Annotated in this window: 17 protein-coding genes and 1 tRNA gene; 9 read left to right on the top strand and 9 right to left on the bottom strand. The window is 63.5% G+C overall.

What is annotated here, in order from left to right:
- Positions 1-63 precede the first annotated feature (63 nt).
- Positions 64-1524, bottom strand: a complete 1461-nt coding sequence (locus EHO51_RS00965) for a circularly permuted type 2 ATP-grasp protein (protein WP_124737320.1) — start codon at positions 1522-1524, stop codon at positions 64-66.
- A 384-nt stretch (positions 1525-1908) separates the two neighbouring features.
- Between EHO51_RS00965 and EHO51_RS00960 the strand changes: the two genes are divergently transcribed.
- The gene (locus tag EHO51_RS00960) at positions 1909-3933 is read left to right on the top strand and encodes a carbohydrate porin (protein ID WP_245434914.1); all 2025 of its coding nucleotides are present in this window, start codon (positions 1909-1911) and stop codon (positions 3931-3933) included.
- 220 nt (positions 3934-4153) lie between these two features.
- Here the strand turns inward: EHO51_RS00960 and EHO51_RS00955 are convergent, their stop codons facing one another.
- Genes EHO51_RS00955 through EHO51_RS00945 form a run of 3 tightly spaced genes read right to left on the bottom strand, consistent with a single transcriptional unit; the run spans position 4154 to position 6447 of the window.
- Positions 4154-4435 (bottom strand): hypothetical protein, encoded by a 282-nt coding sequence (locus EHO51_RS00955; protein WP_124737318.1) that lies wholly within the window; start codon positions 4433-4435, stop codon positions 4154-4156.
- The gene (locus tag EHO51_RS00950; protein WP_124737317.1) at positions 4432-4908 is read right to left on the bottom strand and encodes a glutathione peroxidase; all 477 of its coding nucleotides are present in this window, start codon (positions 4906-4908) and stop codon (positions 4432-4434) included. The genes EHO51_RS00955 and EHO51_RS00950 overlap by 4 nt, the downstream gene beginning before the upstream one ends.
- 36 nt (positions 4909-4944) lie before the next feature.
- Positions 4945-6447, bottom strand: a complete 1503-nt coding sequence (locus tag EHO51_RS00945) for a sigma-54-dependent transcriptional regulator (protein ID WP_124737316.1) — start codon at positions 6445-6447, stop codon at positions 4945-4947.
- Positions 6448-6727: 280 nt separating this feature from the next.
- Between EHO51_RS00945 and rdgB the strand changes: the two genes are divergently transcribed.
- The 4 genes from rdgB (at position 6728) to EHO51_RS00925 (ending at position 9782) form a co-directional block, all read left to right on the top strand.
- Positions 6728-7357 carry an RdgB/HAM1 family non-canonical purine NTP pyrophosphatase gene (rdgB, locus tag EHO51_RS00940; RefSeq protein ID WP_124737315.1) on the top strand — a complete coding sequence of 210 codons (630 nt, stop codon included), beginning with the start codon at positions 6728-6730 and terminating at the stop codon, positions 7355-7357.
- 118 nt (positions 7358-7475) lie between these two features.
- Positions 7476-8993: an aldehyde dehydrogenase gene (gene adh / locus EHO51_RS00935; protein ID WP_124737314.1), complete on the top strand. Its 1518-nt coding sequence runs from the start codon at positions 7476-7478 to the stop codon at positions 8991-8993.
- Positions 8994-9121: 128 nt separating this feature from the next.
- Positions 9122-9520: a DUF779 domain-containing protein gene (locus EHO51_RS00930; protein WP_124737313.1), complete on the top strand. Its 399-nt coding sequence runs from the start codon at positions 9122-9124 to the stop codon at positions 9518-9520.
- Positions 9521-9697: 177 nt separating this feature from the next.
- Positions 9698-9782: transfer RNA gene (locus EHO51_RS00925), tRNA-Tyr, on the top strand.
- 48 nt (positions 9783-9830) lie between these two features.
- On the opposite strand, the gene clcA is transcribed toward EHO51_RS00925, so the two are convergent.
- Positions 9831-11150: a H(+)/Cl(-) exchange transporter ClcA gene (gene clcA, locus EHO51_RS00920; protein WP_124737312.1), complete on the bottom strand. Its 1320-nt coding sequence runs from the start codon at positions 11148-11150 to the stop codon at positions 9831-9833.
- Between the two features lie 180 nt (positions 11151-11330).
- Here clcA and EHO51_RS00915 point away from each other — a divergent pair, with 180 nt between their 5' ends.
- Entirely contained in the window at positions 11331-12428 is a 1098-nt protein-coding gene (locus tag EHO51_RS00915) for a HupE/UreJ family protein (protein ID WP_124737311.1), read from the top strand.
- Positions 12429-12430: 2 nt separating this feature from the next.
- Here the strand turns inward: EHO51_RS00915 and EHO51_RS00910 are convergent, their stop codons facing one another.
- The 3 genes from EHO51_RS00910 to ald all read right to left on the bottom strand — a co-directional run bounded on the left by EHO51_RS00910 (position 12431) and on the right by ald (position 16681).
- Positions 12431-13213 (bottom strand): hypothetical protein, encoded by a 783-nt coding sequence (locus tag EHO51_RS00910; protein ID WP_124737310.1) that lies wholly within the window; start codon positions 13211-13213, stop codon positions 12431-12433.
- 68 nt (positions 13214-13281) lie between these two features.
- Positions 13282-15306 (bottom strand): class I poly(R)-hydroxyalkanoic acid synthase, encoded by a 2025-nt coding sequence (phaC, locus tag EHO51_RS00905; protein ID WP_124737309.1) that lies wholly within the window; start codon positions 15304-15306, stop codon positions 13282-13284.
- A 244-nt stretch (positions 15307-15550) separates the two neighbouring features.
- Entirely contained in the window at positions 15551-16681 is a 1131-nt protein-coding gene (ald, locus tag EHO51_RS00900) for an alanine dehydrogenase (protein WP_124737308.1), read from the bottom strand.
- Between the two features lie 124 nt (positions 16682-16805).
- Between ald and EHO51_RS00895 the strand changes: the two genes are divergently transcribed.
- The 3 genes from EHO51_RS00895 to EHO51_RS00885 all read left to right on the top strand — a co-directional run bounded on the left by EHO51_RS00895 (position 16806) and on the right by EHO51_RS00885 (position 19200).
- The gene (locus EHO51_RS00895; protein WP_124737307.1) at positions 16806-17207 is read left to right on the top strand and encodes a DUF3775 domain-containing protein; all 402 of its coding nucleotides are present in this window, start codon (positions 16806-16808) and stop codon (positions 17205-17207) included.
- A gap of 98 nt (positions 17208-17305) precedes the next feature.
- Positions 17306-17644, top strand: coding sequence for a small metal-binding protein SmbP (gene smbP, locus EHO51_RS00890; RefSeq protein ID WP_124737306.1), 339 nt, complete (start codon positions 17306-17308; stop codon positions 17642-17644).
- Positions 17645-17793: 149 nt separating this feature from the next.
- Positions 17794-19200 (top strand): amino acid permease, encoded by a 1407-nt coding sequence (locus tag EHO51_RS00885; protein WP_124737305.1) that lies wholly within the window; start codon positions 17794-17796, stop codon positions 19198-19200.
- Between the two features lie 54 nt (positions 19201-19254).
- On the opposite strand, the gene EHO51_RS00880 is transcribed toward EHO51_RS00885, so the two are convergent.
- Positions 19255-19560 (bottom strand): hypothetical protein, encoded by a 306-nt coding sequence (locus EHO51_RS00880; protein ID WP_124737304.1) that lies wholly within the window; start codon positions 19558-19560, stop codon positions 19255-19257.
- Positions 19561-19670 lie beyond the last annotated feature (110 nt).

Raw genomic sequence — 19670 nt, 5'->3', positions numbered from 1 at the left:
ACGTCCGTTTATGAGTCGCTTTGGAGATCATCGATGTTCATCGCGGCGTTTGCGAGCGTCTTCTCACGCTTGCCCCATCGCCTCTTCGGCGCTCCACGCGTCGTCGATCACCCAGGTGTCCTTGGTGCCGCCGCCCTGGCTCGAATTCACGACGAGCGATTTCTCCGTCATCGCGACCCGGGTCAAACCGCCCGGCACGACGCGGGCGCCATTGGCTCCCTGCAGCACGAAGGGCCGAAGATCGACGTGGCGTGGGGCGACGCCTGACGCCATAGCAATGGGGCATGTCGAGAGCGCCAGCGTCGGCTGAGCGATGAAAATCTCCGGATGCGCCTTAAGCTTTGCGCGAAACTCCTCGATCTGCGCCCTCGTCGCATGCGGTCCCACAAGCATGCCGTAGCCGCCGGAGCCGTTCACTTCCTTGACGACGAGTTCATCGAGATGATCGAGGACGTAGGTCAGCGCTTCCGTTTCGCGGCAGCGGAAGGTCTGAACATTCTGCAGGAGCGGCGCTTCGCCCAGATAAAACTGAATAATGTCAGGCATGTAGGTGTACATCGCCTTGTCGTCGGCGGCGCCGGCGCCGACTGCATTCGCCAGCGTCACATTGCCTGATTGATAGGCGCCCATCAGCCCGGCGACGCCGAGCGCCGAATCCGGCCGGAAGCACAGCGGGTCGAGAAAGTCGTCGTCGATGCGCCGATAAATGACGTCGACGCGGCGCGGGCCCTCGGTCGTGCGCATATAGACGACGTCGTCGCGAACGAAGAGATCGCGGCCCTCGACAAGCTCGACGCCGAGCTTATCGGCGAGAAACGAATGTTCGTAGAAGGCTGAATTGTACTGGCCGGGCGTCATCAAGACGATCGTCGGATCGCCGTTGGCGCGCTGCGGCGCGACCGAGCGCAAAGTCGCAAGCAGCTCGTCGGGATAGTTTTCGATGGGCGCGACGCGATGCAGCGCGAAAAGCTCGGGAAAAAGCCGCATCATCACTTCGCGGTTCTCGAGCATATAAGAAACCCCAGACGGCGTCCGAGCATTGTCCTCTAGAACGAAAAAGCCCTGATCGTCGGTGCGCACGATGTCGACGCCAGCGATATGCACGTAAATATCGAAGGGCACGCGACGGCCCGCCATCTCGGGGCAATAGGCCGGGTTGCGATAGACGATATCCGCAGGAACGATTCCAGCCCTCAAGATCTCGCCGGCGCCGTAGATGTCGGCAAGAAACGCGTTGAGCGCGGTGACGCGCTGGATCAGACCTTTTTCAAGCGTCGTCCATTCGCTGCGCGAGAGTATGCGCGGCAGGATATCGAAGGGAATGAGGCGCTCGGTCGCCTCCTGCGCGCCATAGACCGCGAAGGTGATGCCGATGCGACGAAAAAGCAGCTCCGCCTGTTCGCGCCGCGAGGCCAGGAGCTCGGGCGGGGTTTCGGCGAGCCATTGCGAAAGCTTGCGATAAGGGGCGCGGGTGCGGCCGTCCGCTCCAGCCAGTTCATCGAACTGCGTTATGCGTGAGTCCATTGCAAGAACTCCCTCTTGGCGGCCCGCCTTTGTATGCGCGGCTGGCGGCCGTTTTTTACAGTTCAAAGCAAGGACTGCGCCAATAGTCGCTGCGAAAATCTGTCACAGAGTTTTACTATTTGGCCAAAGGATGATTCGCGCTGCGCTTGGTTCTGGCGCAGCCTTATCGCTATCCAACGGAGACGCCGCCGGCAAGGTTCTTAACAGCGCATGCGCAGGCCTCGATCCAGCCCGAAATCGAGCGTCGCCGCCCCTCGACATGGAGCGCCGACGAGCGCCGCCGCGCGCCTGTCTTTTGTCGTCGCTCTTAGCTTTGCATTTTGCGCGTTGCATGGGAACGCGGCGCGCTGCGAAGACCGGCCGCCGGTGTTCAGCTGGGTCGGCATGTATATGGGTACGAGCCTCGGCGGCGCCGTTCCTCTGCACGCAGGCGAGCGGCTGCAGGCGGCGAGCGGCTTCGGTGCGCCCGCCTTCGATCTTTATCCGAGTGGCGTGACGCGCCCAGGCGTCACCGTCGGCGTGCAGGTCGGATATAATTGGCAGCGCGGCCCCTTCGTCTGGGGTTTCGAAACCGATCTCAGCCTTCTCGACGGCAGGCGCGGGCCGACCGGCGCATATTTGACTTCGCCCGCCTATCCGGCGCCGCCGGTCTTCACGCTCTCATCTAATTCCAGCGCGAATTTCTTCGCGAGCATTCGCGGGCGCGTCGGCTACGCATGGGACCGCTCGCTCTTTTATCTCACGGGCGGCGTCGCGGCGGGCGGCGCGAGAGGTCCGGCGACCTTGACGCTCGGCGCGGGCGGACCCGACGCGATTTTCTACGCGCCCTGGTCGCAATCCTCGCGGATGAAATATGCGATCGGCGCCGGCTTCGAATACGCCTTCGCCGACAATTGGTCGGCGCGCGCCGAATATCTCTTCCTCAATCAGTCGCTGAACACACAGGTCTTCGACAATGGGGCCGGCTATTCCTATGCGTCGCGCATGCGCAATGAGAACCATCTGCTGCGATTCGGTCTGAATTACCATTTCGGCGCGAAGAGCGAGATTTTAGGCGAATTGCACTACGGCCAGCACGCGCATGACGGCCAGAATTCGGGCAATGGCGGGAACGCCAGCGATCCGGACGCCCCTGAACGCTACAGCGTGCATGCGCAGACGACGAATGTCGTCCAGGCCTATCCTCGGTTTCGCGCGCTCTATGACGGCCCCAACAGCTTTCCTTCCGGCGGCAAGGCCAATGTCGGCTCGACCACCAATCTTTTCCTTGGCCTGCGCTTGTGGGACGGCGGCGCCGTCTACCTCAACCCTGAGATAGACGCCGGCTACGGGCTCGCCAATTCGGTCGGCGCGGCGTCTTATGTCAACGCCGCGGTCGCCAAGGTCGGCCGCGCGGCGCCCTATATGCGCTTCCAGCGTTACTTCCTGCGTCAGATCATCGGATTGAACGAAGACGGCGAAAGAGAAAGAGATCCGGACCAAGGCTCACGCAGCGAGGTGCTTGAGTCGACGCAAAACCAGATCTCGGGCAAGGTCGACAAGAATCGCATCGTCGTTACGCTCGGGAAATTCGCCGTTGGCGACGTGTTCGACGACAACGTCTACGCACACGACCCAACGACCGGCTTTCTCAACTTCGCGTTCAACACGATGGGCGCCTTCGACTACGCGGCCGACGCCTGGGGCTACACCTACGGCCTCGCGGCAGAGTGGAAGCAGGACTGGTGGACGGCGCGCGGCGGCGTGTTTCAGCTCTCGACGACGCCGAACAGTTTCGACATTGAGCCGCAACTGTTTCGACAGTTCATGGGCGTCGCGGAATTCGAGGCGCGATATGATCTTTTCGAACAGCCCGGCGCGATCAAATTTCTCGTCTATGGCGACAACGGCTATCTGAGCAAAATCGATGACGTCATCCGATACGCCTATCTCGCTGGCGACTTCCCGCCGCGAGTCGACACCGCGCGAGGGCGCGCCGTGAAAACCGGCGGCGGGATAAACGTCAAGCAGCAGGTCGCGCCGCATCTTGGGTTCTTCCTGCGCGCCAGCATGGCCGACGGGCGCTATGAGACGGTCGATTACACGGATATCGACCGCTCCGTCGCATTCGGCTTCGTCGCCGGCGGCGCGCTCTGGGGATGCGACGACGACGAGATCGGCGTCGCCGGCGCCTTCAGCGGACTACACGGTTCGCGCGTGCGCTACTTCGAACTTGGCGGAACCAGCGTCTATATCGGCGACGGCGCGCTCTCCTACGCCGGCGAGAAGAATATGGAGGCCTATTACAAGATCGGCTTCGGCAAGAATATCGATGCGACCTTCGATTATCAGCTGCTGGTCAATCCCGCGCATAACAGCGCGCGCGGTCCGGTCAATGTCTTTGGGCTGCGTTTGCGCGCGGCGTTTTGAGAATTCGCTTCGCTCGCAATGACGGTCTCAACCCAGCGAACAGTGCTACCGGAACCCCTTCGAACGGCTTGGCTGTCATTCCCGACGCGCGCGTAGCGCGCGATCGGGAATCCAGAGCAAGACCAGTTTCTGGATCGGCTCTGGATTCCCGGTCAGGCCTTCGGCCTGCCGGGAATGACACGGCCCAAGCGAACGGATCAGCCGGAATCCGCATGACGCTTCAAGCAAGATATTCCGGCAGCTTTTGCTCGAACTCCGGGAAATAGCGAGCAATGACGCTCATGTCGAAGCGCGCGAGGATGCTCTCCTTTGCTTCGCGGTCCAGGAGGAATCGGAAGGCGGCGTCTATACATTTTTGCGCCTCGGCGCCGCCGCCGAGGCGCAGCAGATCCTTTCGCGACAGCGTGACGCGATGCTGGGTTTCGCCTCCCTGATCGCGCAGCTTCACCTCGAAGACGAGTGGATCGCCGTCTTCGATCATGCGCGCGTCGATGGCGGTCACAACAGCGCCTCAACGTCCTTGGCGATCTGCTCGGGCGTGTCGGTCGGCGCGTAACGCTTCACGACGTGTCCCTTGCTGTCGACTAGAAATTTCGTGAAGTTCCACTTGATCGCTTCGGAGCCCAGAATTCCCGGCGCCTCGCGCTTGAGGAGGCGATAGAGCGGATGGGCGTTATCGCCATTGACGTCGACCTTGGCGAACAGGGGAAAGGTGACGTCGTAATTCGCCGAACAGAAGGACGCGATCTCCTTCTCGGAGCCCGGCTCCTGCGCGCCAAACTGATTGCAGGGAAAGCCCAAGACGACAAATCCCCGATCGGCGAACTTGCGGTACAGCGCTTCGAGCCCGGCGTATTGCGGCGTGAAGCCGCACCGGCTCGCGACATTGACGACCAGCATGGCCTTGCCGGCGTAATCGGCCAGCTTCTTCGGCTGGCCGTCGATGGTTGTCGCTTCGATGTCGAACAGCGTCATGAAATCCTCGCACTGACGGAAGTTTGCGCGCCGCGACTAAGCGACCAGCGTTCCCGATGGCTCGGAGTCGCTTGCTGACGCTTCCTCCCGGCCGTATTCCTTCATCTTCCGATAGAGCGTCGAGCGGCCGATCCCGAGCCGTCGCGCAATTTCCGACATCTGGCCGCGGTAATGCGTCAAGGCGAAGCGGATCGTCGCGGTCTCGATGTCCTCGAGCGTGCGCATTTCGCCGTTCGATCCAATCAGCGACATCGCATTCGGATCGCGGATCTCGACGCGGACGATCTCGCGTTCGCGCGGCGACGTCCCGGGCGCGCCCGGCGCGGGCGCGGGCGGCACGCGCACTTCATAGCCTTCGACATGGGCGGCGATCTGCGGAAATTCGGCGACCGTCAGTTCGTCGCCGTCGGCGAGCACGACAGCGCGAAAGACGGCGTTCTCCAACTGGCGGACGTTGCCCGGCCAGTCGTAGCTCGTCAGCAGCGACAGCGCTTCCGACGTCACGCCGCGGATGTTGCGGCCTTCCTCGGCGGCGAAACGCGCCGCAAAGCGCCTGGCGAGATCGGCGACATCCTCGCGGCGACCGCGCAGCGGCGGAATGTTGATCGGGAAGACGTTGAGCCGATAGAAAAGGTCCTCGCGAAACAGGCCGCGTTTGACGAGATCGATGAGGTTTTGATTGGTCGCCGAGATCAGTCGAATATCGACCCGGATCGCGCGCTTCGCGCCGACGGGATCGATTTCGCCTTCCTGCAGCGCGCGCAGCAACTTCACCTGAATGTCGAGCGGCAGTTCGCCGATCTCGTCGAGAAACAGCGTCCCGCCGTTCGCTTCAAGGAATTTGCCGCTGTGCTTCTCCGTGGCGCCGGTGAAGGCGCCCTTCTCATGCCCAAAGAGAATTGATTCGACGAGATTGGCCGGCAGCGCGCCGCAGTTGACGGTGACGAAGGGCTTGCCTTTGCGATCCGACGCGCCCTGGATGGCGCGCGCCACGATCTCCTTGCCGACGCCCGACTCGCCTTCGAGAAGCACCGGAATCGAGGAATGCGCCGCGCGCTGGCCGAGCCGGATGACGCGCTCCATGTCGTCGCTGCGCGAGACGAGGTCTTTGAAGGTCAGCGCGCCCTGCGCCCGGCGGCTGATGCGGCGCACTTCGTCGGCGAGCGCATCGGCGGAGAGCGCGTTCTTGATCGAAATTTGCAGGCGTTCCGCGCCGACCGGCTTGACCACGAAGTCATGGGCGCCGGCGCGCATCGCCGAGATGACCGCCTCGATCGACCCATGCGCGGTCTGCACGATCACCGGCGTCGCGAGTTTCATGTCGCGCATGCGGGTGAGCACGCCCATGCCGTCGAGGTCGGGCATGACGAGGTCCAGAATGAGCAGCGCTACGGACTTGGCGCCAGGCTGCGTCAGTCGGGCAATCGCCTGTTCGCCGCTTTCGACAGTCTCGGCCTCGTAACCAAATCGCCGCGTCATAGCTTCCAGCAGACGACGTTGAACGGGATCGTCGTCGGCAATGAGAATGGTCGAGGTCATTTCGTCCCTTGCATTCCGGGATAATCGAGCGGCGAAGTCGCCGCGTCGGCATTGGCGCGTCCCGGAACCGCCTCGGCGGCTCCTCAATCGTTGCCAAGCATAGTAAAGGCGGGGTTAACCGCGCCAAGACGTAACTTTGTAGCGCCTTCCGTCCCGTCGACCAAGACCCCCAGAGGGCGATCGTGGCGATTTGGCGGCGAATCGCTGCAAGTTAAGGAGATATCAGCGCTATGGCGACGCCCGCCGGCGCGCCAGGCGCCGCGCGGCGGGAGGAAATCTGATGGATCCGCGCAAAATCGCCGGCAAGCTCGTCATCGCCACGCATAATCCCGGGAAACTTTGGGAACTCAGGCAATTGCTCGAGCCGCATGGCGTCGAGGCGGTTTCCGCGGGAGAACTCGGCCTCGAGGAGCCCGAGGAGACCGAACAGACCTTCGCCGGCAACGCGCTTTTAAAGGCCCGCGCCGCCGCCGTGGCGTCGGGGTTTCCCGCCTTTGCCGATGACTCAGGTCTTTGCGTCGACGCGCTCGACGGCGCCCCCGGCGTCTATTCGGCGCGCTGGGCGGGAGAGGACCGCGACTTCAAATCCGCCTGCCTCCGCGTCGAGCGCGAACTCGAGGCGCGCGGCGCCGCGCCGCCCTATCGCGCGCATTTCGCCTGCGCGCTCGCTATCGTCTGGCCCGACGGGCATATCGAGCAGTTCGAGGGCCGTGTGGACGGCGTTCTGGTCTTCCCGCCCAAGGGCGAGAAGGGCTTCGGCTATGATCCGATCTTTCGGCCCGACGGGCTCGACAAGACCTTCGGCGAGATGATGTCGGCGGAAAAACATGCCCTGCCCGGCGACGGCTCGCAGGCGCTGTCGCATCGCGCCCGCGCCTTTCAGGCGCTGGCGAAGGCGTGTCTCGACTAAGACAACCGGCTCGGGCGCTTAACGTCAGGCGCTTGGCGTCAGGCCCTTGGCGTAACGCCGCGCTCCAACTACCTTCTCAAAGAAAAAGCCGCCGCTGCGGCAACGCGAGGAACGCCCCATGACCAAGCATGAAACTTTCGCCGCGCTCAAACCGCCGTTCAAGCCGCGCTACGGCAATTTCATCAATGGCGCATGGGCGGACGCCAAGTCCGGCCGCGTCTTCGACAATGTCTCGCCGATCATCGGCCAGAAGATTTGCGAAATCGCGCGCTCCGACAAGGATGACGTCGAGGCCGCGCTCGACGCCGCCCATGCCGCCAAAGACGCCTGGGGCCGGACGAGCGTGGCGGAACGCGCCATCATCCTCAACCGCATCGCCGACGTGATGGAGGCCAATCTCGGTCTCCTCGCCGCCGCCGAAACCTGGGACAATGGCAAGCCGATACGCGAGACGAGCGCCGCCGACATTCCGCTCGCGATCGATCACTTCCGCTATTTCGCCGGCGCCATACGCGCCCAGGAAGGCGGCATCTCGGAAATCGACCACGACACCATCGCCTATCATTTCCATGAGCCGCTCGGCGTCGTCGGCCAGATCATCCCCTGGAACTTCCCGATTCTGATGGCCGTTTGGAAGCTTGCGCCGGCGCTCGCCGCCGGCAATTGCGTCGTCATCAAGCCGGCCGAGCAGACGCCCGCGAGCATTCTCGTCTGGGCGGAGCTTATCGGCGACCTTCTTCCCAAGGGCGTGCTCAACATCGTCAACGGCTTTGGGCTCGAGGCCGGCAAACCACTCGCCTCGTCGAATCGCATCGCCAAGATCGCCTTTACCGGCGAGACGACGACCGGCCGGCTGATCATGCAATACGCCAGTCAAAACCTCATACCGGTGACGCTGGAGCTTGGCGGCAAGTCGCCCAACATCTTCTTCGAGGACGTCGCCCGCGAGGATGACGACTACCTCGACAAGGCGATCGAGGGCTTCGTCATGTTCGCGCTCAATCAGGGCGAGGTCTGCACCTGTCCGAGCCGCGCGCTGGTGCATGAGAAGATCTATGACCGCTTCATGGCGCGCGCCTTAAAACGCGTCGGCGAGATCAAGCAGGGCAATCCGCTCGACCCCGAAACCATGATCGGCGCGCAGGCCTCTTCCGAGCAGCTCGAAAAGATCCTGAGCTATATCGATATCGGCAAGCAGGAGGGCGCGAAGGTGCTCGCCGGCGGCGAACGCAACGCGCTCGCAGGCGAACTCGCCGGCGGCTTCTACGTGAAGCCGACCGTGCTCGAAGGCCATAATCGGATGCGCGTGTTCCAGGAGGAGATTTTTGGGCCCGTCGTGTCGGTGACGACCTTCAAGGACGACGACGAGGCCTTGGCCATCGCCAATGATACGCTCTACGGCCTTGGCGCCGGCGTGTGGAGCCGCGAGGCCAATCGCTGCTACCGCTTCGGCCGCGCCATTCAGGCGGGGCGCGTCTGGGTCAACTGCTACCACGCCTATCCGGCGCACGCCGCTTTCGGCGGCTACAAACAGTCGGGCATCGGCCGCGAGAACCACAGGATGATGCTCGATCACTATCAGCAGACGAAGAACATGCTGGTGAGTTACAGCGAGAAGAAGCTGGGGTTCTTTTAGCCCCCTCCCCAACCCTCCCCCGCTTCGCGGGAGAGGGAGCGAAACTCGCCCTTCGCCGGAGAAACGCGGAACGCCGATCGCTAGCGTCCCCTCTCCCGCTTTAGCGGGGGAGGGACAGGGAGGGGGTAGTGATCACGACAGTCAAACCCGCAAGAGTCATCGCCACACAGGCGGCGCTTGATCTCATCGCCAGGCTGCGCGGCGAACATGGCGCGGTCCTCTTCCACCAGTCGGGCGGCTGCTGCGACGGCTCGGCGCCGATGTGCTATCCGCAAGGCGAATTTCTCGTCGGCGACGGCGACGTTCTGCTCGGTGAGATCGGCGGCGCGCCCTTCTACATCGGCGCGGCGCAATTCGATTACTGGAAACACACGCAGCTCGTCATCGACGTCGTGCCGGGGCAAGGCGGCATGTTCTCGCTCGACAATGGCACGGGGCTGCGGTTCCTGACGCGGTCGCGGCTTTTCTCCGACGCGGAGCTGGCGCAGCTGACCGCCGGCGCGGCGGCCGCCAATTCGCCAGCTTGAGCGCCTGCATTCGCGGCGCATGGCCTCTGCGCAAGTTCTGACGCAAATGCGCGCTCGAGCGGGGCTCAGCGTCGCCCCCAGCCCGCCGGGGAGTTTAAGGTTGACACTGCGCCGCAGGGGCCGCATATGCCGCTGCATCGGCCGCTTCATCGCGGCCGCGTCTCCTTGCGAGACGATGGGGGAATGTCCCGAGCGGCAAAGGGGGCGGACTGTAAATCCGCTGGCTAAGCCTTCGTAGGTTCGAGTCCTACTTCCCCCACCATCTCCAAGCATGGAAATTCTCTTGCAGCTTCGATTCCTGCCGCTTCGATCAGCGCAGGAAGCGCAGGCGCTCGCGCAAGGCGTCGTAAAGAGGCGCGTCGCTCATCAGCGTAGGGATGAGCATGGCCGTAAAACAAGCCGCCAGCATCGGCAGGAGCAGGAGCGCGCTGCCTGTCATTTCCGTCGCGAGCACGAGTCCGGTCAGCGGCGCCCGCACCACGCCCGTAAAGAACGCGGCCATTCCAACCACCGCGAAGGCCTCTGGCTGAATGGGAAGGTCCGGGAACGCCAATCCGCAACCGGCGCCAAAGAGCAGTCCCAATTGCGCGCCCAGCGTCAGCAGCGGCGCGAAAAGACCGCCTGGCGTTCCCGCCGAATAGGACAAGGCGCCGAACCAGAACCTCAGTTGAAAGAGGAACGGCAAGACGAAGAGGCCGGGCGCCCCAAGCAGCGCATTCTGGGTGAGATTATCGCCCCCGCCGACGCATTCCGGTCCGAACCAGGCGAGAACGCCCGCCGCGGCGCCGATCGCGGCGGCGCAGGTCTCCGCCGGCAGGCCGCGCACGAGGTCGACCGCGGCCAGCGTCGCCAGCACCGCCTTATTATAGGCGATGGCTACGGCTCCGCACACGACGCCAAGCATGAAGAACAACGGGCCGATCTCCGGCGCGGGATACGCCAGCGCCGGCAGTTGAAAATCCGGCGCGTCGCCCAGAATAAGATGCGCGACGGCGATTGCGGTCGAGGACGCCGCCAGCGCGGCGATCGCTATCCGATGCTCGAATTTTTGGACGAGCTCTTCCAGGACGAAAACCGCTCCGGCCATCGGCGCGTTGAAGGCGGTCGCGAGGCCTGCGCCCGCGCCTGCCGCCAGCAGAACGCGGCAATCCGGCCAATCTCGGCGGAAGGCGCCGCCGAAGAGATGGCCAAGCACCGCGCCCATCTGCACGCTCGGGCCTTCTCGGCCGAGCGCAAGGCCCGAGCCGATCGCCAGCCATCCGCCGACGAATTTCACCGGCAGGAGGACAAAGGGCGACGGCGCCGCGTCACCGCGCAAGACCGCCTCGACATGCGGAATCCCGCTCCCCGACGCGTGTGGCGAATACCGCCGCACCAGCCAAGCGGCGATGACGGCCGCCGACGCGCAGCCGCCGACGAGCAGAATAAAGCCCGCGATTGAGTGGCTATGCGCCCAATCGATTACGGCTGCGCGAAAAACATCGGCCCGCTGCAGCGCAAGTCGGAAAAGCGCGCAGACGAGACCCGCGACAGCGCCGACCAGCAGCGCCAACGTCGCGAGAACTGCGAGATTGCCCTCTGAAGACGTCAAGGCCGCCGAGCGGGCCTCATAGAGGTCGCGATGAAGCATGTCGCAGCGGCTCGGTCGGTGGGGGCTGGGGGCCAAGGCGAAGCCATAGCACGATTGCGGTCGGAAACACGCTCCCGCAGCGCCGGCGCGCCGTAACCGGCCTATGCTCCCGCTTGCGCTGTCTTGTCCAGCGCAGCGGCGTTTGGCATGTTGCGCCCGCCATGAAATGGGGGAGCGCGTATGACCGGGGTTTTCAGGATAGTCGCCGCCGTAGTCTTGTTTTGCGTCGGCCTCGCGGCTCCGGCGATGGCCCATACGCCCGATATTTCGACAGGCAAAATCCTTCCCAAGGACAATCGAACCTATACCGTCGAGGTCGGCTTTCTCGCCACCGATCTTGAGCGCATGTTTCAGGACACGATGAGCGAACGCAGCAGCGTCGACCTCTCGGCGCCCGGCGCGCTCGAAGCCGAAATCGGCAAATTTGTCCAAAAACGCGTCGCGATGCGCGATGCGACAGGGCGCGCCTGCATCGCCAATGTCGAAAAATCCGGCGAAGACCCCACCAACCAGGACAGCGCGCTGATCGTCGTGCGCTTCGACTGCGGCGCAACGACGGGCGCGCTCTTCTATGACGCGACGAAGCTCCTCGCCGCGCAGGGCGCAAAGGGAAAGCACCTCGTCACGCTCGAGGGGAGCGAAAACGCCGGCCAGACCATGCTCTACCCCGACGATCCCCCGCTCGATCTGTCGAAGCCGATGGAGACCACCGCACAACTGATGTGGAAGTTTCTCAAAGCCGGCGTCGAACATATCGTCACCGGCTACGATCATTTGTGCTTCCTGTTCGCCCTCATTCTCTGGGCCACTCGCGTCTGGCCGGTCGTCAAGATCGTCACCGCCTTCACCATTTCGCATTCGATCACGCTGTCGCTGGCGGCGCTCAATATCTTCACGCTGCCCTCGACCTTGGTCGAAGCGCTGATCGCCGCCTCGATCGTTTTTGTCGCGGTGGAGAATTATTTCTCGCGCGACGTCGACAACCGCTGGCGCAACACTTTCTTGTTCGGCTTCATCCATGGCTTCGGCTTCGCCTCGGCGCTGACCGAGATGGGCGTGCCGCAAGGCGGGGTCGTGCCGGCGCTCGCCGCTTTCAACATCGGCGTCGAACTCGGCCAGATCGCCATCGTCTTCGCGGTCATGCCGATCCTGTTCCTGATCGACAAACAGACAGGCGGCAAGCGCAGCGAAAAGCTCGTCTACGTGGCCTCGGCGCTGATTGCGATTGCGGGCGTCTACTGGTTCTTGGAGCGGATCGGGGTTCTTCCCGGAGTTTGACGTCACGAGCACTCGATGAAGCCGGCGTCGCGCTTTTCGAGTCTGGGACACCAGGAGCCGAGATTGACGACATAAGCGTCGCGCGCAGTCTCGCTCAACGACCGGATCGTCGGCAGCGCCGCGGTGGCCGCCTCTAGCGCGTTGAACTCGATGACGCTGCGATAGCGCCCGCGCTTCAGGCAAATATAAGCGTTGTCGAATCCTTGCGCGGTCGCTCGCTTTACTTCGGCGCGCGCGGCGTCCTCCGTGACATCGGAGCCGAAAATCACGATCCAACGCGAGTCGCCGCGCGCCGTTAGCTCCTTCGCCGAAAAGATCGCGGCCGAGTTCTGCGACAATGCCTTATCGGCCTGTGCTTGAAAATCGGCAGCCCGTTTCAGCGCTTCGCCGTTCTGCGCAAGGATGGCGCGGACGCCCTCGTCCACCAGCGAAGGACTCTCGGCCGCATAAGGTCCCGACCTTCCTCCGAGCCCGCGCGAAAGCTGGCGCTGTCGTAGTTCCTCATTCTGAGCCGCCAGAATTTTGAGCTTTTCGTCAGATGTTTTGAGCTTTTGCGCAAGTTCGCTTTGCACGACTTGCGATTCCTGTAGATCTACGGCGACCTTCGCAAGAGCCGTCTTGCCCTTGAAGCCCCACAGGTCGAATTCAGCGACTCCGATGCCCGTCAACGCGCGATGCACGACCTGCGGAAAGACGAAAAAAGAAACGACGATGAAGACCAGCGCGAGACTCTTGAGCAGCTCGAAGATTGATCGCCAAAGTTCGACAGTGTCTTTTGTGGACATGCCGACGCTCCCTGTTCAAAATCGAATCGCAACCCTACAAAAAATGCATTCGTTCAAAAGAAGCAGGCTTAGCCCCGCACCCGCACATATTCGCCGGGCGCGTCGCAGATGATCTTGAGCTTGCCGCCGCCGGGCTGGCGCGCGGGGACTTTCTTGGGCGCCTGCGCGGTCACCCAGCCCAGCCAGTGCGGCCACCAGGAGCCCTTGGTCTCCTTGGCTTTCTTGATCCATTCCTCGAAAGAGCCCTTCGCGGGACCGCCCGTCCAATATTGATATTTGTCTTTAGAGGGCGGGTTGATGATTCCCGCGATATGGCCCGAGCCGCCGAGCACGAAGGTCACGTCGCCGCCGAAGAATCTCGCGCCGCGGAACACGGATTGCGCCGGCGCGATATGATCCTCCCTCGTCGCGATCTCAAAGACCGGCGCCTTCACCTGACGCAAATTGAGCCGAACGTCGTCGATGACCATCTCGCCGCGGGCGAGACGATTTTCTAGATAGCAGCTGCGCAGGTAGAAGGAGTGATTGGCCCGCGGAATGCGCGTCGAATCGGAATTCCAATACAAGAGATCGAAAGCGGCGGGCTCGACGCCCTTCATGTAATTGTTGACGACATAATTCCAGATGAGTTCGTTCGGCCGCAGCATATTGAAGGCGTTGGCCATCTTGTAGCCTTCGAGATAGCCGGTGCGCGCCATGCTTTCGTCGAGCGCCGCGAGCCGCGCCTCGTCGACGAAGATCTGTAGATCGCCAGCGTCGGAAAAATCGACCTGCGTTGCAAACAGGGTGACGCTGTCGATGCGATCGTCGCCGGTCGCCGCCATATAGGCGAGCGTCAGGGCGAGCAGCGTGCCGCCAACGCAATAGCCCGCCGCCGTGACCTTGCGTTCGCCCGTCGCCTTCTCGATCACGTCGAGCGCGGTCAGCACGCCCTCGTGCATATAGGCCTCGAACCCCTTTTCGGCCTTCGTCTCGTCGGGATTGACCCAGGAGATGATGAAGACCGTGAAGCCCTGCTCGACGGCCCAGCGCACGAAACTTTTCTCGGGGTTGAGATCGAGCACATAAAATTTGTTGATCCAGGGCGGCGTAATGAGCAGCGGCCGCGCATAAACTTCCGCCGTCGTGGGCTCATATTGAATGAGCTCCATCACGTCATTGCGCCAGATCACCTTGCCGGGCGTATTCGCCATATCGACGCCCAGTTCGAATTTCTGGTCCGCGCTCTGACGGATCTTCAGCACGCCGCCGCCCGCGGAAATGTCTTCCGCGAGCATCTTCAAGCCGCGGACAAGATTCTCGCCCTTGGCGTCCATTGTGGCGCGCAACAGTTCCGGATTGGTCGGCACGAAGTTCGATGGCGAGATCGCGCTCGAAATCAGCCGCGTATAAAAGACCGCCCTGGCCTTTGTCTGCGGGTCGAGACCCTCGGCGCTCTCGACCATGTCGCCCGCCCAGCGCGACGCGAGCAGATAGGACTGCCGCAGCCAGTCGAAGAAGGGGTTCTCGTTCCATTCGGGCCCGGAGAAGCGCTTGTCGGAGCGGTCCGAAGGAACGATCGGGGCGACATCCTCGCCGGTGTAGCGGCGAAGCGTCTGCCGCCAGATTTCGCTCAAGCCCTTGTAAAGATCGGCCTGGGCGACGGCAGCGCGCTCGGGCTTCGACAGCCAATATTCGGCGACGGCGCCCAAAGTCTTGGTGGCGTCGGCGACATTGGCGGCGAGTTCGCTGCGCGCTTCATCGGGATTGACGCCGCCAATCGCCGCGGCCAGCGCCTTGCGGCCCTGGTCCACGAGCTGCGCCATATTGTCGGCGATCGCTTCGATGTCGAGCTGGACGAATTTCTCGAGATTGGGATGCGGCGGGGGCGCGCCTGCGCCATTAGGCGGCGCGGGCGCGGGCGCAGGCGCGGCCTTTTGCTTCGGAGCGCTGGGCGCGGAAGGCTTTTTCGCCGGAGTGTTTTTCTTAGCCTTGTTTTTCCCCTTGTGTGAGGGCTTCACCGGCGTTTCGGACTTGCCGAGCGCGGAGACCTTTTCCGCCGTGGCCCCTCGTTTCCGGTTGGCGGCGGGATCCTGGTCCTGGTTCGCGCTCATGCCCTAAACCTGCTGTTTTCGAATGATGGGGCGCGCCGCTCCGCAACGCCGCGTCGCTCTGGTCTAACAATTGCGCGCTGATGAGAAAAGCTCTGCCGGCCTGGCGCGAAACGACGCGCCCGGCGACATAAGCTCGAATTATTACAAAGCAATGCCGAATTGCTCCCCTGAGCAACCGCTCTCCAGGGTCGATTGTGCGAAAAGGTCGCACGGACCCGAATGGCTGACGTCATTCAGCAGGATGCTATGCGGCGCCGGCGCTGTCCAGCGCCATGAGCTGCGGCGACAGCGGCAGGCCATGCGCGGCGGCGACGGGCGGCGACAGTATCCGGCCGGCGGAAATTTCCAGACCCGCGCGAAGATGCGGGTCGTCCTCGATGGCGCGACGCCAGCCCTTGTTGGCGAGCGCCAGCACGAAGGGCAATGTGGCGTTATTGAGCGCGAACGTCGCCGTGCGCGGCGCGACTCCGGGCATGTTGGTGACGCAATAATGCACGACCCCGTCAACGACATAGGTCGGGTCCGAATGGCTCGTCGGCCGTGACGTCTCGCAGCAGCCCCCCTGATCGATCGCGACATCGACGATCACGGCGCCGCGCTTCATCGTCGACAGCATGTCCCGCGTGATCAGGATCGGCGCCCTCGCGCCTGGCGCGAGCGCCGCGCAGATGACGAGATCGGCGCGCTTCACCGATTCGGCGATCGCGGCGCGGGTCGAATAAATGGTGCGCGCCGCGAAACCGAAACGCGTTTCGAGACGCCGCAGCGCGTCGGGGTTGCGGTCGGCGACAAGCACGCTCGCGCCCATGCCGAGCGCAATCGCCGTCGCCTGCGCGCCGACGCTGCCCGCGCCGAGAACCAGGACGTCGGCAGGCGGCACGCCGGGCGCGCCCGCGAGCAAAACGCCGCGGCCGCCCGCCTGCTTTTCCAGAAAATGCGCGCCGATTTGCGGGGCGAGCCGGCCGGCGATTTCGGACATCGGCGCGAGCAGCGGCAATCCGCCGCCCGGCGCCGTGACCGTCTCATAGGCGATGCAATGGGCGCCGCTCGCCATGAGTTCGCGCGTGAGTTCACCGTCCGCGGCGAGATGGAAATAGGTGAAGAGCACATGGTCCGGCCGCAAGTAAGCAATCTCGCGCCGATGCGGCTCCTTCACCTTGACGATCAATTGCGCGGCGGCAAAGAGCGCTTCAGGACCATCGACGAGCTTTGCGCCCGCGGCGGCGTAGTCTGCGTCAGATAGATCCGCGCCCTCCCCCGCGCCGCGCTCGATGAAGACTTCATGTCCCGCATGGGCGAGTTCGGCGACCGAAGACGGCGTCAAGCCCACCCGATATTCGTTGTCTTTGGTTTCTTTGGGCGCGCCGACACGCATTTCCGGCTCCAAAATACGGCGTCGACTCGGGTAAACATCTCGCCTGTGGGGAATATATGCAAAGGGCGACCTTTCAATACAAGGGCGAAGGTCAAGCGAGTTTCAAAACGGCGGAGTGCAACAAATGCCGACCATCAATACGGACAAAGTCTGTTTCGTCGTCGTCAAAGCGCGTGAGCTTGAAAGCGAAGACGAGGGAATCGATGCGGACGCCTCAAACGCCACGGATGACGGTTTCGTCAGCGTGTTGACCGAGGACGCGTTCTCCACCACGCGCGATGAGGTGGCCTCCTTTATCGAAGCCATGGATATCGACGAGCAGGTTGAACTCGTTGCGCTGATGTGGGTGGGCCGCGGCGATTTCGCCGCGAACGAATGGAACGAGGCTGTCGCGCAAGCGCGGGCCCGGCACGAAGGCGCGACATCGGCCTATCTGCTCGGCGTGCCGCTGCTCGCCTCGTTTCTTGAAGGCGGCCTGGCGGAATTCGGCGAGAGTTGCGAGCTTTTTGCCGCCGACCGGCAATGATGGCTCCCGCGACGTCGAGAATGCCGGACAGGACCTCGATACTAGAGCGAATGCGACCATATTAACGGTCATGCGGCGAAGCATTGAGGAGATCCCCCATGAATCGCAGGATTTTTGCTGCGGCCCTGGCTCTGTCCATCGCGGCCTTTTTCGCCCCCCGATTAGCCTACGCCGAAGATCATCTGGGTGAAGCCATCACCCACACCAAACAGGCGATCAGCGAAGGCAAGCAGGGAAAGGCCGAGGCGCTGACGATGCACGCGGAAGAAGCCCTAAAGCACGCCAAGGCGTCCGAGGCCGAGAAGCCGAACGAGCACACCAAACAGGGCGTTTCGCATCTTGATATGGCCATCGACCACGGCAAGCAGAAGCATGCCGACGTCGCGACGAAACACGCCGAAGAGGCGCTGACGCATCTTGAGGCCGCCAAGAAATAGGTCGCCAAGAAATAGGCTGCCTGACAAAACGAGAGAGCGGCCGTTGGCCGCTCTTTTTTTTGCGGCTGCGCATGGCCCGGCCGCAATGACAGCGTCGCCTGGATCGCCTATGGACGTCATGGCGGACACGCCCGCCGACGAGCCATTTGATGAAGCTTTCCTCCTCGCTGCTGCGCGCCAAATCCATCGAATCGCTGCAAGCCGAAGCCGACCGGCCGGGCGGATTCCGTCGCGTGCTCGGGGTCTGGCAGCTCACCGGCATCGGCCTTGGCGGGCTCATCGGCGTCGGCATTTTCGTGCTGACCGGCGTGGTGGCGGCGACTCAGGCCGGCCCCGGCGTCGCCCTCTCCTTTCTAATCGCCGGCGTGGCGAGCGCCGCGGCGGCGTTCTCCTATGCCGAATTCGCGGGCATGATTCCCGTCGCCGGCAGCGCCTACACATATGCCTACGCCGTGCTGGGCGAACTCGCCGCCTGGATCATCGGCTGGGACCTTCTGCTCGAATACGCGCTCGTCGTCGCCGTGGTGGCGATCGGCTGGTCGGCCTATTTGCAGGCGCTGCTCGCGCAATTCGGCCTCGCGCTTCCCGACTGGGCGAGCGGCGCGCCGGGGACCGGGCCCGGCCGCGCCGTCGATCTTTTCGCCGCGCTCGGCGCGCTTGGCGTCGCCTTCCTGTTGACGCTGCGCGTGGAGCTTGGCGCGCGCTTCAACACCGCGATGGTGGTCGTCAAGATCGCCGCGGCGCTGTTGGTGATCGTCGCCGGCCTTCCCTATGTGCGCGTCGAGAACTGGACGCCCTTCATGCCCTTCGGCTTTTCCGGCGTGGCGCAGGGCGCGGCGGTCGTGTTCTTCGCCGTGTTCGGCTATGACACGCTGACGACCGCGGCCGAAGAGGCGCGCGCCCCACAGCGCGACGTGCCGCGCGCCGTTCTCCTGTCGCTCGCCGTGGCGCTGACGCTCTATATCGCCATGTCGCTCGTGCTCACCGGAATCGTGCGCTACGACACGCTCGACAATCCGGCGCCGGTCGCGACCGCCTTCACGTCGCTCGGCCTGCCCTGGATCGCTTTCGTCGTCTCGCTCGCGGCGGTGGCGGGGATCGCCAGCGTCATGCTGGCCTTTCTGCTCGCCTGCGCCCGCATCTGGTTCGCCATGAGCCGCGACGGACTGCTGCCGGCCTGGTTCGCGAAACTGCATCCGCGCTTTCACACGCCCTATCGGCCGACGCTGATCGCCGGCGCGCTGACCGCGCTCGTCGCCGCGCTCTATCCGATCAAGGAAGTGGCGGAGCTGGTGAACATCGGCACGCTCTCCGCCTTCGTCGTCATCTGTTCGGCGATCATCGTGCTGCGGCGCACCCGGCCCGACGTGCCGCGCAGCTTTCGCGCCCCTTTCGTCCCCTTCACGCCGCTCGTCGGCATCGGCTTCTCGATCTGGCTGCTGTCGCGCCTGCCGGCGGTGGCCTGGGAGCGCTTCGCGATCTGGATGGCGATCGGCCTCGCCATCTATTTTCTCTACAGCCGCCGCCACAGCCGGCTGGCGGGGAACGCTGAATGATGATGGCGCCAGCGGTCCCGTTCAGCGGCCTCTTTGTTTTCGGCGCATGGGGCATCAATGGTGCGGATAGAGCCGATGATGCGGTGGATGATAGGGATTGAGATGCCTGCGGTGATAGTACGGGCAAGGGTAGCGCCAATGTCGGATGCCGCGCGTGTGATGCGTCGGCGTGGTGGTTACAAAGCATCCGCCGCGGTGATGCCCGGGAGCCGCGCCGTGCCAACCAGCTTCATGCATCAGCGCGACCTGCCGCGCCACGGCTGGCGACGGCGCCATCATACTGGCGAGCCCGCAAGTGGCGGCGACGATCGCACAAATGACGATGCCCTTGGATTTGTTCTCGGTCTTGGCCTTGGACATTCGACTCTCCGGTCCACGATCAGCGCAGGAGCACACGCGCGCGCCAACTCGCCAGATAGATCGCCAAAGAAACAAAGCTAGAAGCCGTCGGAGCGAAATAGGAGGCAAGC

Origin of the sequence: Methylocystis rosea, assembly GCF_003855495.1 — a bacterium.
Classification (GTDB): Bacteria; Pseudomonadota; Alphaproteobacteria; order Rhizobiales; family Beijerinckiaceae; genus Methylocystis; species Methylocystis rosea_A.
Note: the sequence above shows the minus strand (reverse complement) of the source record. Positions and strands in the feature narration are given on the sequence as shown.